Raw genomic sequence first — 13,711 nt, 5'->3', positions numbered from 1 at the left:
CTCCGTGCTCAGGCGCTGGCCGTGTGCGCGTCGCGCACGGCGGCCACGATGTTGACATAGGCGCCGCAGCGGCAGATGTTGCCGCTCATGCGCTCGCGTATTTCGGCATCGCTCAGTTGCGCGGGGCGTGTGCGCACGTCGGGCGTGGCGGCGCTCGCTGCGCCTGCCGCAAATTCGCTCAGGCATGCCGTGGCCGAACACAGCTGGCCCGGCGTACAGAAGCCGCACTGGAAGGCGTCGTGCTCGATAAAGGCGCGCTGCACGGGACTCAACGTGGCCACGCCCGCGAGCCCTTCGACCGTGGTGATGCGCCGGCCTTCGTGCATCACGGCCAGCGTGAGGCAACTGTTGATGCGCCGTCCTTCGACGAGCACCGTGCAGGCGCCGCACTGGCCGCGATCGCAGCCCTTCTTCGTGCCGGTGAGGCCCGCATAGTCGCGCAGCGCATCGAGCAGCGTGACGCGCGGTTCGATATGCAGCGCGTATGCGCGGCCGTTGATGTCGAGCCGGACCGGTTGCGCGGGCGCGGGGGGCGGCGCTTCGGTTGGGGCCGTGGCCGGCGGCGCATTCTGTGCATGCAGATGAGGCGTCGCGCTCAACGCGGCAGCGGCGGCCGCCGATTGCAGGAAGCGGCGGCGAGTGACGTCGGCGGGCGCGCGGGAGGGGGAAGCTTGGGAGGCGTCGTCGCAATCGCACGGCGCATCGAGGGGACGTTCGTTGGACATGGCGATCTGCGGACTCCAGGATGAAGACGGAACGTAAAGAACGTAAACCGGGACTTCAGGCGCTGGCCGCGCGGGGTTGCGCAGGGCTTCGTCGCGCAGCGGCGCGCTTCTTTCGTGAAGCAATTCCGATGCCGCGGTGGCTCGGCCGGGCACTGCAGAACTGCAAATTGCACTTCTCGAACACGAAAGTAAAGCGCTTACGCGTGAATTTTTCGCTGCCTGGTGCTTGATGGCACAACGCTGTCGCATGGCTGACGCCAGCCCGGCGCGAAGCTGGCGTCGTGGACAGAAATGCAATGCAGCAAACGGGAAAAGCGTATTGAAAGATCGTGCGCGGCGCGGGCGCGTTGCTTCGCGCAACGCTATGCGCCGTCTTCCTGAAGGTAACGATGCACGAAGGCGATCGCCATGCTGCCTTCGCCAACGGCAGAGGCTACCCGCTTGACCGGGCTCAGTCGCACGTCCCCGCAGGCAAAGATGCCGGGTACGCTCGACTCGAGCAGGTAAGGATCGCGCCGGTGCGACCAGCGCCCGGCTTTCACGCTATCGTCGCCGGTCAGCACGTAGCCGCGCTTGTCGCAGGCGATCTCCTGCGGCAGCCAGCCCGTTTCCGCGTCCGCGCCAATGAATACGAACAGGCCGCCACATTCGCGGCGGCTCACGCTTGCGCTGGCCGTATTGAGCACGTCGATGGCGTCGAGATGCGTCTCTCCATACACGCCGACCACTTCCGAATTCAGTTCGACGCGGACGTTCTCCTTTCCCACCAACTGCTCGACGAGATAGCGCGACATCTTGTTTTCGAGCGACTCGCCGCGCACGATGAGCGTCACGCCGCGCGCATGATTGGCGAAGTACAGCGCGGCCTGTCCCGAAGAATTGCCGCCGCCGATCAGATACACGTCGAGTCCGTGCGTGCCGCTCGCCTCACTGCGCGCCGCGCCGTAATAGATGCCTTTGCCGATGAAGCGGTCGAAGCCTTCGATCGCAAGACGCCGCCAGGTGACGCCCGTCGCGAGAATGAGCGTGTGCGCTCGCACCACGTCGCCGCCGTCGAGGTGGACTTCGCGCGCGGCGGTATCGACGCGTGCAACCGCGCGCGTGACGAGGATTTCGGCGCCGAGGCGCCTTGCCTGCTGCAACGCGCGGCTCGCCAGTTCGTCGCCGGAAATGCCGCCAGGAAAGCCCAGATAATTTTCGATGCGCGAAGAGGTGCCCGCCTGGCCCCCCGGGGCTTCACGCTCGACCACAATGGTACGGAGTCCTTCCGACGCACCATAGACAGCGGCAGCAAGGCCAGCCGGGCCGCCGCCGATAATCAGCGTGTCGTATTCCGCGAGACGCGGCTGGGTTTGCAGCCCCAGGCGTTCCGCCAGGTCGCGCGTCGCGGGGCGGCTCAGCAGGGTGCCGTCGGCGAGGCGCAAGGCGGGGCAGTGCTGGTCCTCGGGGCAGGGGCCGTTCCAGCGTGTTTTGAGTTCGGGCGCGTCGGGCGTCATCCACTCGCAGCTGATCTGGTTGCGCGCGAGAAATTGGCGGAGGTTCGCGCAAGCCGGGTCCCAGCGCGCGCCAACGAGCGTGACGCGTGTTTTCGGCGGCTCCGCGGAAAGGCCCTGCAATCCGCCTATGCGTTCGCGGGCGAGCGCGCCCATGCGCGTGGCGACGTCTGACGAGGCGGCGGCGAGCGCGTAGTAGTGCTGCGCGTCCACGCGCATGACGCGCGAGGGCACGGCTGCGCGATACGCGCCGGGAAACGGCGAGCTGAGCGCAAGCGGCACCTCACCGAAGATCGTGCCGGGCAAGCGCCAACCAAGCGTGCGCTCGATGCCGTCAAAGAGCTTGACGACCTCCATCTTGCCGGACAGCACGGCATAGAGCGCACGCTCGCCGCCTTCGTGCACGGCGTACTCACCGGGACTCAGGTGCAGGTCCGCGGAGGTGTGGGCGAGGCGTTCGAGTTCGGCTTCGGGAAGCGTGGAGAACAGCGGGATCGCGCGGATTTCGTCTGTGGTCAGCATGGCTTCGCAAGTCGCGGACAAGCAGGAAACGACGATGGGACAGCGGCGCGGGGACCGGGCCTTCGTGTTGCGGCGCGGCCGTTTTTTTGACATCTCATGCAGTATAGGCGGCGCGCATGCGGACAATCGCCGAATTAATCGACTGACGAATTGCGCACGAGTGTCATTCAAGAGGATCGCTAACGATGTCGTCGGTGTCTAGTGCAGCCACGGCCTCGCGCAGCCAGACGAGCGCCGGATCGGCGTGATTGCGCGGATGCCATGCCGCATGCATCGAAAAGCCGCGTGCCTCGAACGGCAGCTCGAACAGGTCCACGCGGTCCTCGTGGCGTGCGATGAGCCGGCAAGGCAGCGTCGCCACGTAGTCCGTGCGCGCGAGCACCTCGGGCACGAGCGTGAAATGCTGAACCGAGTGCGCCACGCGGCGGCGTCGGCCAAGCGCTTCGAGATGCTCATCCATGAAGCCGAAGAAGCTCGCGCCGCTGGTCGAAACGAGCACGTGCTCGAGCGCGCAATAGCTGTCCAGGTCGAACGGGGCCGCGCCGCGCGGGTGGCCTTTGCGCTGCGCCACGACGAAGCGTTCGTCGTAGAGCTTTCTGGCCTTCAGCGTTGGCGGCACCTGCTGCGCGGAGCCGAGCAGTAAATCGATTTCGCCGCGCTCGAAGCGCTCCGCGAGCGACCCGGATTCAATGGCGATGAACGCCAGCTGCAGTCCAGGTCCGGCCAGACGCGGCCACGCGATCATCAGCGGCAGGCCGAGCACGGCCACGCACTGGTCGCTCGCGGCGACCACAAAGCGCCGCGTGCCCGTGAGCGGATCGAACGCGGGCTCGCGGCGCACCACCATTTCGAGCGTCTTGAGCGCCGCATGCAGCGGCTCCATGAGTTCGAGCGCGCGCGCCGTGGACGTCATGCCGCGGCCATTGGCGGCGGGAATGAGCAGCGGGTCGTCAAAGAGCTGGCGCAGCCGCGCGAGCTGCGCCGAAACGGCCGGCTGCGTGAGATTCAGGCGCGCGGCGGCGCGCGTCACGTTCGACTCGGCGAGCAGGGCGTCGAGCGACACGAGCAGGTTCAGGTCGACGCCAGAGAGATCAATCACAGTGATACGTGGAATGTCGGCAATTGATTTCAAGAATACGTCTTGCTCGCCTAGAGTTCAATCCGTCAGATGCGCACCCTTTCTGCTAGGAGAAGCCATGAAAGCCTGGATGCTCGATCAACCCGGCCAGCCGCTCGCACTGCGCGACGTGCCGCAACCCGAACCGCGCCGCGGCGCGTTGCTGGTGGGCGTGGAGGCCGTGCCGCTCCTGAGCTATACGCGCCAGTACGTGCAGGGCAAGCTGCCCTACGGCTACCCGCAGGGGCCGTTTTCACCGGGGACCAACGGCATCGGCCGGGTGCTCGCCGTCGGCGCAGGCGTGTACGGCTATCGCGTCGGCCAGCGCGTGGCGCTGAGCCCCTACTGGGTTGCCGACGAAGCGCTGCGCGAACCCGCCCAGGCGCTGCTCGGGCTCACGGCGATCAGCCCGGACAGCGCGCCCATGCTCGGCGATTTTCCGCACGGCACGCTGCGCGAGGCGGTCGAGTTTCCGGCCTCGACGGTGTTCCCGCTCGATGGCCTCGATCACGTCCCCTCGGCGCAGCTCGCGGCGCTCGGCAAGCTCGTGGTGCCGTTCGGCGGCCTGCGGCGCGGCCGGCTCGCGGCAGGCGAAACCGTGGTGGTGAACGGCGCGGCCGGCGCATTCGGCTCGGCGGCCGTGCTCGATGCGCTCGCACTCGGCGCGGGCCGTGTGGTGGCGCTCGGGCGGCGCGCGGCGGCGCTGGCGCCGCTCGCGAAGCTCGGCGGCGCACGCGTGGTCACCGTCGCGCTCAGCGGCGAGATGGCGCGCGACGTGGAGGCGATCCGTGCCGCCGCGAACGGCGGCGCCGATCTCGCCTTCGACATGGTGGGCCACGCCAGCGACCCGGGCGCCACGCTCGCCGCGCTGCGCAGCCTGCGCCGCAACGGCCGCATGGTGCTGATGGGCAGCATGGAGGTGGAGTTGCCGATCAAGTATGGCGAGATGCTCATCAACAACTGGGAGCTGATGGGCCACTTCATGTACAGCGGTGCGGACTACCGTGCGCTGATCGCGCTCGTGCAGTCCGGGCAGCTGCCGCTCGAGGCGATCGACGTGCAGCGCCACGCGTTCGATGCGCTGGAGAGCGCGATCGACGCGGCGGAAAAGGCGCAAGGGCTGACCTGCGTGACGGTTTGCGCGTCGTAATTCGTTTGAGCATGCCAAAAACAATTCGGCCCGCAAGCGCGACTGACGCTTGCGGGCCGATGACGTTGCGAGTGCAACGAGGCTCAGTCGATGCCGTGGAACACGGCGTCGTCCGGGCCGAGGTACGCGGGCGGACGCCACACGGCGTCGCGCATCGAATGCTGCACGAGATTTTCCACGCCCAGCAGTACCGCGAAAATCGCCATGCGCACCGGAATGCCGTTGTCGGTCTGGCGGAAGATCGCAAGGCGCGGGTCGTGGTTCAGATCGGTCGAGAGATCGTTGGCGCCCGGGCGGCTGTCGCGCGGCAGTGGGTGCATCACGAGCGTTTCAGCGCTGCAGCACTCGTCCATCAGCGCCTGGTTGATCTGGAATTCGGGCGTGTAGCCTTCGAACGACTCGTCGGCGAAGCGCTCCTTCTGGATGCGCGTGGCGTACACCACATCCGCGCCGCGCAGGCCTGCGCGCAGATCATGCGTCTGCTCGACTACGTGGCCGTTGGTCGAGATCTTGTCGACGATGTATGCCGGCATTTCGAGCTGCGGCGGCGAAATGAGCGTGAACTTGATGCCGCGATAGAGCGCAAGCAGTTTCACGAGCGAGTGCACCGTGCGGCCATACTTGAGGTCGCCCACGAGCGCGATATGCGCGCCGTCGACGATCTTGCCGAGGCGCGAGAACTCACGCTGGATCGTGTAGAGGTCGAGCAGCGCCTGGCTCGGGTGCTCGCCGGGACCGTCGCCGCCATTGATCACGGGGATGTTCACGGCGCGCGCGAATTCGGCCACCGAGCCTTGATCAGGATGCCGAATCACCATCGCATCCACGTAGCCGGCCATCACGCGGCTCGTGTCGTAGATCGATTCGCCCTTGGCCATCGAGGAGAACGTGAAGCCGGTCGTGTCGCACACCGAGCCGCCCAGGCGGCAGAACGCGGCGCCGAAGCTCACGCGCGTACGCGTGCTGGCCTCGAAGAACAGGTTGCCGAGCACCGCGCCTTCGAGTACGCGCGAGATTTTCCGGCGGTGCGCGATGGGCTGCATGATGTCGGCCACGCGGAACAGGGCTTCGACGGACTCGCGCGAAAACTGGTCAACGGAAAGCAGTTGTGGCTTGCCCTCGAACTGCATCTGGCTGGCGAGCGAGCGCGAATCTACGCTTTGCGTATAGTCTTCGCGCGGCTCGCCGTTGCCGACGATTTCCGAAACGAAGCGCTCGACGATCTCCGGCATGGCGCGCGATTCCTGCGACTCCTCGGGCAGCAGCCATGTGTCGAGCGCGCGGCGCGACACGCCGATGCGGCTCGCAAATGCGTCGCGGGTCATGTTCAGACGCCGCATGGCGTCACGGAGGAAGGCTTGTTGCGGAACGCTCATGCTGGCACCCGTGATTGCTGGTTAATGTACGCGGTGCGTATATTAGTTCGGTGGCGCGAGAAGTCAAGTTCTTTTGTCGGAAGAGCACTCGAGAGACCTTGCCGCGCGAGTGAGCGCGTACCGCGCGCGCAGCACGCCGCCTGCTGGCGCGCGCCCGAACTCGCGCGATCTCGGTTACACTGCGCGACATGCTACGTAACCCGCTCCGCCACGATCTGCAGAATGTCACCGCCGCCACGCGCGCGGTGCCGTCGCTCGCGCAGGCCGCATCGGTGTGGGTGAAAGCCAAAGCCAAAAAACAGCCGCTCATCTGACCGGAGTCTGCTGTTCCGTCAGATGTGCGACGGAACAGCCAGTCGAAGGCGCCCCGCCTTCCGCCTCACTCCCGGCTTGCTTCCCTCCTGCGCACCGCTGAACGGGCCTTCCATACGGTCGAGTTCAAGGGAAAGTCATGTCTGAGTTTTCGGGTATCTGGATTCCGCTCATCACGCCGTTCAACGCCGGTGCAGTCGATCATGCTGCGCTCGACGCGCTCGTGCGCCACTACGTCGAGGCTGGCGTGGCCGGCTTCGTCGCGCTCGGCACGACCGGCGAGCCCGCCGCGCTGAGCGACGCGGAAGCGGACGACGTGCTCGCCACCGTACTGGCGTCGGCGGGCGGCCTGCCAGTTGTGGCGGGCGTGAGCGTTAATCATACGGCGGCGGTCTGCGAGCGGATCGCGGCGCTCAACGAACGGCCTATCGCCGGCGTGCTGGCGGCCGCGCCTTACTACATCCGCCCTGCGCAGGCGGGTGTGATCGGCCACTTCGCGGCGCTCGCCGATGCGAGCCGCAAGCCTCTGATCGTCTACGACATCCCCGCGCGCACGGGCGTGCACATCGAGTTGCCGAGCCTGCTCGAACTCGCCGCGCACGAGCGCATTGTCGCGGTGAAGGACTGCGGCGGCTCGCTCGACAAGACGCTTGCGCTGATTCTCGACGGCCGTTTGCAGGTGCTCTGCGGCGAGGACATCGACATGTTCGGCGCGATGTGCGCGGGCGCGAGCGGGGCGATTGCGGCGTCGGCGCATTGGCGGCCGGAGCGTTTCGTGGGGATGGCGCGCGCGTTGCAGGAAGGGCGCCTCGCCGATGCGCGCGCGATCTGGCACACGCTCGTGCCGCTCGTGCGCGCGGCGTTCGCCGAGCCGAATCCGGGACCGGTGAAGGCTGGGCTGGCTGCGTGCGGGCTGATCCGCAATGAACTGCGCGCGCCGATGACGCGCGTGAGCGGTGAACTGGAGGCGTCGCTGGCGCGCCTCGTGGTTTGACGCCGCCCGCGCGGGAAGGGGGCGTGGCGGGATGAGATGCTGGGGGAGGAAGCGCGGCGTGTGCCGCCGCGTGTACGCCGCCCGAAAGCGGCGCCTCTAGCGCGCCGCGCGTGCGTTCGCGGCGCTGGACGCGCGACGGCGGCGCGTGCGAAGGCGTTCGACCGCGGCGGGTTCGCCGTTTAGCAAAATGCGGCGGCCGGGCACGTGCTGCGCGACGAGGCGGGCGATGTCGAGCGCCGTGCTTTCGGCGGGCACGACCTGGCGGCGCGCGCTGTCGTCGAGCGGCGTCGTCCATTCGACGAGCCGGTAGGCGCGGCCCCACGGATGCTGGAGCGGCGTGGAGACCCGGCACGACGCGACTGTCGAAGCCGCGCCATCGCGCAGCAGGGACTGCAGGTGCACCAGCACATCGTCTTCAACCATGACCTCGCTCCTCCTAGGCTTGCCGCACAAAAAAACGCCGCCGATCTTCCGGCGGCTCAACAGGGGTTGACCCTATGGTTGCAGCAAAGAATTAAACCAACCTTAAGAGAGGAAGTTGGGCGATGCGTGCCGGGGTGTGCCCGAGTGGGCCAATGCATGCGACGGTGCGAGCCCTATGCGGGCGCGCACCGCCCAGAAAAACGCGGCGGGGTGGAGCGGCCGGCCTATGTGTGGCCGGCGCAAAGACAAGCTGACAGGCGGTGACTAGTGCGGCTTCGTTCCATTTTGCCGCAGCGTCGCGCGTGTCTTGCGCGCGGCGAAAAGCGGCAGATAGTCCTGGATGCGCGCTTGCGCTCGATATTCATTGAGCGTGTCGGCGTAGATGCGCGCGACCGTTTCTTCCGGCGTGTTGGTTTCTTCGGCGATGGTATGGACGATCTCGGAAGCGTCGGCGGTCTTCGGCATGACTTGGCTCCGATCAGCGAGGAGGGTTGGTAGGCGGCTTTGTATTCAAGGATATCCGGGCGCGGGATACCAATTGAATCCGCCTATCGAGCAAAATCGCCGCACGCACGTCGAAAGCGTGATCTGTCTGAGCTTTAACGCCCGCTCGCACGCGAGTCCCGTATTTTCAGGACTTCCAGCGAAAAACGGCCACGGCGAGACAGAATGCCTGCGCCGTGGCCGCCTGGTGGCATGCGGCCATGGGCCGCAAGCGTTCTTTACGCCGCGCTTTCGAGCGACGGGTAGTCCGTGTAGCCCGTTTCGCCGCGCGCGTAATACGTCGACGGATTCGGCGCATTGAGCGGCGCGTTCAGTTCGAAACGGCGCGCCAGATCGGGGTTCGCGATGAAAAGCTGACCCCACGCGACCGCGTCGGCTTCGCCTGCGGCGAGCACGGCCTGCGCCGATTCGAGCGAGAACTTTTCGTTGGCGATGAACGGACCGCCGAATTCGGCTTTCAGCTGCGGCCCAAGACGGTTGTCGCCAAGCGATTCGCGCGCGAACAGGAACGCGATTTTGCGCTTGCCGAGCTCGCGCGCCACATAACCGAACGTCGCCGCCGGATTCGAATCGCCCATCGTGTGCGCGTCGCCGCGCGGTGCGATATGCATGCCCACGCGATTCGCGCCCCACACATCGATACACGCGTCGGTGATTTCGAGCAGCAGGCGCGCGCGATTCTCGATCGAGCCGCCATAGGCATCCGTGCGCTGGTTGGTGCTGTCCTGCAGGAACTGGTCGAGCAGATAGCCGTTCGCGCCGTGAATTTCCACGCCGTCGAAACCGGCCGCCTTCGCGTTGACCGCGCCCTGGCGGAATGCAGCGATCACGCCGGCGATCTCTTCGGTTTCGAGCGCGCGCGGCGTGACGAAGCCGCGCTGCGGACGCACGAGGCTCACGTTGCCTTGCGGCGCGATGGCGCTGGGCGCCACCGGCAGGTCGCCGTTCAGGAACACAGGGTCGGACACACGGCCCACGTGCCACAGCTGCATGAAGATGCGGCCGCCGGCGGCATGCACCGCATCAGTCACGATCTTCCAGCCTTCCACTTGCTCTTGCGACCAGATGCCAGGCGTTTCGGCATAGCCGACGCCTTGCGGCGTCACCGAGGTCGCCTCGCTGATGATGAGGCCGGCCGTGGCGCGCTCGGCGTAGTACTTCGCCATGAGTTCGTTGGGCACGCGCACTTCACCTGCGCGTTGACGCGTGAGCGGGGCCATGATGATGCGGTTCGGCAGCGTGAGGTCGCCGATCTGGATGGGGTCGAAAAGCGTTGCCATGTAGGGTCACCTTGTCTGCGGGCGCGGCCCGCGGGCTGAAAAGCGATACGGGAATCGAAACGGACGATGCAAATCCAGCGGATGTTTCGTCGCCGGGCAATCACAACTGCGCGTTCATATGGGCGATAAACGCCTCGATGACCGGCTCGTTGCGCTTGAAGAACACCCACTGCCCCACGCGTTTGGACGTGACGAGTCCGGCCTTCTGCAACACGGCCAGATGGGCGGACACCGTGGATTGCGAAAGCTCGCAATGCGCGTCGATCTTGCCCGCGCAAACGCCGTTTTCGAGCGGCAGCGCCTGGTCGCCGAAGTGCATCTGCGGCTCGCGCAGGCACGCAAGAATCTCGCGGCGCACGGGATTGGAGAGCGCCTTGCAGATCGCGTCGACGTCCAGATCGGGAGTGGTAGAGGGGTTCTTCATCGAGGCTGCATCGTAACTGTCCGAATCATATATCGGAATTCTACGATATGGGCGATGACACTGATTTCAATAGGGTTGTCGACACATTTCCCTTTTCCTCGCTCGATTTACGCCGTCGCCCGCTGCGCAACCGTGGCCGCGACGCGCACGCGGCTCACATACGCCAGCGCGGACAAACTGATCATGGCGGTCGCGATCAGCCAGTAGCTCGGCGCGCTCTTCTCGCCGGTGGCGCTCAGCATCCACGTGACGATGGCCGGGGTGAAGCCGCCGAACACGGTCACGCCGATGTTGTAGCCGATCGACATGCCGGTGGCGCGCGTCGCGGCCGGGAAGATCTCGGCCATGAGCGCGGGCAGGGCGCCGAAATAGATCGACTTCAGGAGCGCGAGCCACGCAATCAGCACGAAGAGCGGCAGCGCACTCGCATGGCTGGTCGCCCAGGCGAAGCCGGGGTAGGCGCTCGCGAGAAAGAGCAGCGTCACACAGGTCATCTGCGTGCGCCGCCCGATGCGGTCGGACAGATGCCCCGCGAACGGCGTGACGACGGTGAGGATCACGCCGCCCGCCATCGTCGCCGCGAAGCCGGTTGCCGCCGGCAGATGCAGCTGGCGGATCGCGAACGTGGGAATGTATTGCAGCAGATAGTTGACCGCCGTCGAGACGGTCATCAGGCCGACCGCCGTGAGCACGAGCCGCTTTTGCTGGCCCAGCACTTCGCGCACGGGCGTTTCGGTGCGCGCGGTGCGCTTGAAGTCCTCGGCGTCTTCAATGTCGCCACGGCCAAGGCGCTCGGGCACGGCATCGTGCGAATCGGCTGCACCGAGGGCTTTACGCGCTCGTTCCTGCCCCACGTGCTCGCGCAGCATCACGCCGCCGCGCCGCACGTGCATTTCAATCTGCGCTCGGGCGCGCCTTCGCAGGTCGAGCAGTGGGTGGCCACGGGCGAGGCGGACCTGGGGCTGGCGTTTTCGAGCGGCGACCCCGCGAAGGTCTACGTGCAGTACAGCGCACAGGCGCCGATCTGCGCGCTGCTCGATCCGGGGCATCCGCTGGCGCAGCGCGCCTCGCTCACGCTCGCGGACCTGCGTGATTATCCCGTCGCGCTGCTCGAGCGCGGCAACACGGCGCGCCAGCTATTCGACGAGTGCTGCGCTCGGCACGGCATCAAGCTCGAGCCCATCCTCACGAGCAACAATTCGAGCGCCTTGCATGCGTTCGCGGCGCTGGCGGGCGCGATTACGCTCGGCAGCCGGCTCTCGCTTTCGGGCCTCGCGGACGATCTTTCGCTGGTGGCGAAGCGCTTCGACGAACCCACGCTCAACCAGCGCAACCTGTGTGTGATGACGATGCGCGACCGGCGACTTTCGCGCCCCATCGAGGGGGTGCTGAGGGCCCTGATCGTGGCGATCGAACGCGCGTTGTGATGACCGGGCGCGTCAGCGGTTGCCCGCGCGCCCCGTCATGCGTCCCAGGATGTCCACGCGCTGCACCAGTTGATGGTAGATCACCGCGAGCACGTGCCCGGCGATCAGTACGTACGTCAGGTACGCCAGCCAGTAGTGGACCTTCGAGCCGAGATGGCCGAGCGCCTTGTCTGCCGGCACGACGGCGGGCACCTGAAACAGCCAGAACCAGTTCACCGGATGGCCGCCGCCATACGAGTTGATATATCCACTGATCGGCATGGCAAAGAGAATCAGATACAGCAAGCCATGACCGATATGCGCGAGCTTCTGCTCGAACGCCGGAATGCGTTGCGGCAGCGGCGGCGCGGAGCCGGAAAGTCGTGTCACCACGCGGATCAGCGTGAGCAGCAGGACGGTCAGGCCAATCGATTTGTGGAAATTCACCCAACTGCCGCGCGACGGGTCATGACGGTCCATCGTCGTCATGTACCACGCCACCGGGATCACCACGAACATGCATAGCGCCGTCAGCCAATGCAGCACGCGTAGCGTCAAGCCGTAGGTGGGACGTGCGAACGACAACGCGGAAACGGAGTGTGGGCTTCGGGACATGGTAAAGGCCTTTTCGCGGTCGAATTAACCAAGCCTGCCACAAAAACGGCTCTGCGGAACATCCCCGGCCGATGCAGTTTTGTTAGGTCCCGTTACAACGGCTGTCGCCAAAATGACATTGGATGATAAGTCAACCAGAATTCTTCGATGGATTTCCCTTATCTAGTTGTCGGTTGACCTGCCGATAACTGCGTAAAGTGATTCGGCCTGTCTGTCTCACTTTGGCCGTAAGTTGCATTGTCAATCAGGAGTCGGGAATTCCATGTCCAGCAATTTCGCAGAAGCCCCGTTTGGCGAGGCGTACGCCGCAGCCAATGCCGCTCGCCGGCGAGCGGCCGTCGAAAGCCCGCTCATGAACGCGCGCAAACGAGCCGACAGGGCTTGCGCGCTGGTCAACTGGATTCTTCTGGCCGGCGCCTTGGGGATCGGCTGGCACTTCGACGCGCTCACACCCGTGCTCGTCGTCGGATTGCCGCTGGCGCTCGTGTCCACGCTGCTCGCACTTGCCCTGCCGGGGCACAAGATCGCCAGGATGGGTTCCGCGCTCACCTTCATGGGCGGCGCGGCCCTTTTGATCGACGTGGGGGGCGGCCAGGACGAGTTTCACTTCGTGGTGTTCATCCTGCTTTCGCTGCTGCTTGCCTATCGCGACGTGCAGGTCGTGCTGCTCGCTACCGGCTTCATCTCCGTCCAGCAACTCGCGTTCAACTATTTTCAGGCGTGGGGCTGGCCTGTCAGAGTCTTTGCGCAGACGGGCTTCGATGTCGTGGCGCAGCACTGGGCGTTTCTCTGGCTGCAAACCTTGTTCATCGCAGCGATTTCGGCGCGCCAGGAGCGCGACGCGAACATTGCGGGCGAACTCGCGGCCATGTCGGAGGGGATCGGCCAGGCTTCGGGCTACATCACGCTGAGCGAGCAGGCGCGGCCCGCAAGCGACGTCGCCGGCGCATTCCACGCCACGCTCGCGGCCGTGCGTAAGACGCTGCTGCAGGTGCGCGATAGCGTGAGCGAAGTTTCGGAGTCCGTAGCGGGAACCAGCGCGCGTAACGCCGTCCTTTCGGAGCGGACCGGGCAGCAGCGCCGTTCGCTCGAAGGCATGGTAGCGGCAATGGAGCAGCTCAAGCAAAGCGTGCACGAGAGCGTCGATCACGCAATGACGGCCAGCGCGCTGGCGGGCTCGGCGAGCGAGGTCGCGACGCAGGGGCGCGGGGCGATCAAGGCGGTGATCGAGACGATGGGCGACATTTATCGCTCGTGCGAACGCATTACCGACATCATCGGCGTGATCGACGGCATCGCGTTCCAGACCAACATTCTCGCGCTCAACGCTTCGGTCGAGGCAGCGCGTGCGGGCGATCAGGGGCGGGGGT

General features: G+C 66.0%; 13 protein-coding genes and 2 pseudogenes. 5 read left to right on the top strand and 10 right to left on the bottom strand.

The window, feature by feature from the left end:
- Positions 1-8: 8 nt before the first annotated feature.
- Positions 9-725, bottom strand: a complete 717-nt coding sequence (locus M3I56_RS30395) for a (2Fe-2S)-binding protein (protein WP_254357095.1) — start codon at positions 723-725, stop codon at positions 9-11.
- A gap of 20 nt (positions 726-745) precedes the next feature.
- Between M3I56_RS30395 and M3I56_RS30390 the strand changes: the two genes are divergently transcribed.
- On the top strand, positions 746-955 hold the full coding sequence (locus M3I56_RS30390; protein WP_254357094.1) for a hypothetical protein: 210 nt from the start codon (positions 746-748) through the stop codon (positions 953-955).
- Between the two features lie 132 nt (positions 956-1,087).
- Here the strand turns inward: M3I56_RS30390 and M3I56_RS30385 are convergent, their stop codons facing one another.
- The gene (locus M3I56_RS30385; protein ID WP_254357093.1) at positions 1,088-2,740 is read right to left on the bottom strand and encodes a cyclic nucleotide-binding domain-containing thioredoxin-disulfide reductase; all 1,653 of its coding nucleotides are present in this window, start codon (positions 2,738-2,740) and stop codon (positions 1,088-1,090) included.
- Positions 2,741-2,903: 163 nt separating this feature from the next.
- On the bottom strand, positions 2,904-3,872 hold the full coding sequence (locus M3I56_RS30380; RefSeq protein WP_254357092.1) for a LysR family transcriptional regulator: 969 nt from the start codon (positions 3,870-3,872) through the stop codon (positions 2,904-2,906).
- Between the two features lie 64 nt (positions 3,873-3,936).
- On the opposite strand from M3I56_RS30380, the gene M3I56_RS30375 reads away from it, so the two are divergent.
- Positions 3,937-5,007, top strand: a complete 1,071-nt coding sequence (locus M3I56_RS30375) for a zinc-binding dehydrogenase (RefSeq protein ID WP_254357091.1) — start codon at positions 3,937-3,939, stop codon at positions 5,005-5,007.
- Between the two features lie 83 nt (positions 5,008-5,090).
- Here M3I56_RS30375 and M3I56_RS30370 read toward each other — a convergent pair whose 3' ends face one another.
- On the bottom strand, positions 5,091-6,383 hold the full coding sequence (locus M3I56_RS30370) for an aspartate carbamoyltransferase (RefSeq protein ID WP_028202535.1): 1,293 nt from the start codon (positions 6,381-6,383) through the stop codon (positions 5,091-5,093).
- A 451-nt stretch (positions 6,384-6,834) separates the two neighbouring features.
- Between M3I56_RS30370 and dapA the strand changes: the two genes are divergently transcribed.
- The gene (dapA, locus tag M3I56_RS30365; protein WP_254357090.1) at positions 6,835-7,689 is read left to right on the top strand and encodes a 4-hydroxy-tetrahydrodipicolinate synthase; all 855 of its coding nucleotides are present in this window, start codon (positions 6,835-6,837) and stop codon (positions 7,687-7,689) included.
- A 192-nt stretch (positions 7,690-7,881) separates the two neighbouring features.
- On the opposite strand, the pseudogene M3I56_RS30360 reads toward dapA, so the two are convergent.
- The 5 genes and pseudogenes from M3I56_RS30360 to M3I56_RS30340 all read right to left on the bottom strand — a co-directional run.
- Positions 7,882-8,112 (bottom strand): annotated as a pseudogene (locus M3I56_RS30360) (DUF2866 domain-containing protein); the annotation flags it as partial.
- 264 nt (positions 8,113-8,376) lie between these two features.
- Complete coding sequence (locus tag M3I56_RS30355; RefSeq protein WP_028202533.1) at positions 8,377-8,577, bottom strand: DUF3562 domain-containing protein; 201 nt, start codon at positions 8,575-8,577, stop codon at positions 8,377-8,379.
- A gap of 257 nt (positions 8,578-8,834) precedes the next feature.
- Positions 8,835-9,896 (bottom strand): alkene reductase, encoded by a 1,062-nt coding sequence (locus tag M3I56_RS30350; RefSeq protein WP_254357089.1) that lies wholly within the window; start codon positions 9,894-9,896, stop codon positions 8,835-8,837.
- Between the two features lie 100 nt (positions 9,897-9,996).
- Positions 9,997-10,320, bottom strand: a complete 324-nt coding sequence (locus M3I56_RS30345; protein ID WP_028202531.1) for a helix-turn-helix transcriptional regulator — start codon at positions 10,318-10,320, stop codon at positions 9,997-9,999.
- A 107-nt stretch (positions 10,321-10,427) separates the two neighbouring features.
- A pseudogene (locus tag M3I56_RS30340) lies at positions 10,428-11,093 on the bottom strand (MFS transporter); the annotation flags it as partial.
- 33 nt (positions 11,094-11,126) lie between these two features.
- Here M3I56_RS30340 and M3I56_RS30335 point away from each other — a divergent pair.
- The gene (locus M3I56_RS30335; RefSeq protein WP_254357088.1) at positions 11,127-11,747 is read left to right on the top strand and encodes a LysR substrate-binding domain-containing protein; all 621 of its coding nucleotides are present in this window, start codon (positions 11,127-11,129) and stop codon (positions 11,745-11,747) included.
- 12 nt (positions 11,748-11,759) lie between these two features.
- Here M3I56_RS30335 and M3I56_RS30330 read toward each other — a convergent pair whose 3' ends face one another.
- Positions 11,760-12,341, bottom strand: a complete 582-nt coding sequence (locus M3I56_RS30330; protein ID WP_254357087.1) for a cytochrome b — start codon at positions 12,339-12,341, stop codon at positions 11,760-11,762.
- 262 nt (positions 12,342-12,603) lie between these two features.
- Here M3I56_RS30330 and M3I56_RS41170 point away from each other — a divergent pair.
- Positions 12,604-13,711 (top strand): methyl-accepting chemotaxis protein (locus M3I56_RS41170; protein ID WP_302057062.1); only part of this gene is annotated, 1,108 nt, incomplete at its 3' end.

Origin of the sequence: Paraburkholderia sp. CNPSo 3281 (assembly GCF_024206515.1) — a bacterium.
Lineage (GTDB): Bacteria > Pseudomonadota > Gammaproteobacteria > Burkholderiales > Burkholderiaceae > Paraburkholderia > Paraburkholderia nodosa.
This window is presented reverse-complemented; position numbering and strand designations above follow the sequence as displayed.

Coding starts and splice junctions, on each gene's coding strand:
- M3I56_RS30345 (WP_028202531.1), bottom strand. CDS start 10,320: ATGAAGAACCCCTCTACCACTCCCGATCTGGACGTCGACGCGATCTGC.
- M3I56_RS30385 (WP_254357093.1), bottom strand. CDS start 2,740: ATGCTGACCACAGACGAAATCCGCGCGATCCCGCTGTTCTCCACGCTT.
- M3I56_RS30390 (WP_254357094.1), top strand. CDS start 746: ATGAAGACGGAACGTAAAGAACGTAAACCGGGACTTCAGGCGCTGGCC.
- M3I56_RS30350 (WP_254357089.1), bottom strand. CDS start 9,896: ATGGCAACGCTTTTCGACCCCATCCAGATCGGCGACCTCACGCTGCCG.
- M3I56_RS30355 (WP_028202533.1), bottom strand. CDS start 8,577: ATGCCGAAGACCGCCGACGCTTCCGAGATCGTCCATACCATCGCCGAA.
- M3I56_RS30330 (WP_254357087.1), bottom strand. CDS start 12,341: ATGTCCCGAAGCCCACACTCCGTTTCCGCGTTGTCGTTCGCACGTCCC.
- dapA (WP_254357090.1), top strand. CDS start 6,835: ATGTCTGAGTTTTCGGGTATCTGGATTCCGCTCATCACGCCGTTCAAC.
- M3I56_RS30395 (WP_254357095.1), bottom strand. CDS start 725: ATGTCCAACGAACGTCCCCTCGATGCGCCGTGCGATTGCGACGACGCC.
- M3I56_RS30375 (WP_254357091.1), top strand. CDS start 3,937: ATGAAAGCCTGGATGCTCGATCAACCCGGCCAGCCGCTCGCACTGCGC.
- M3I56_RS30370 (WP_028202535.1), bottom strand. CDS start 6,383: ATGAGCGTTCCGCAACAAGCCTTCCTCCGTGACGCCATGCGGCGTCTG.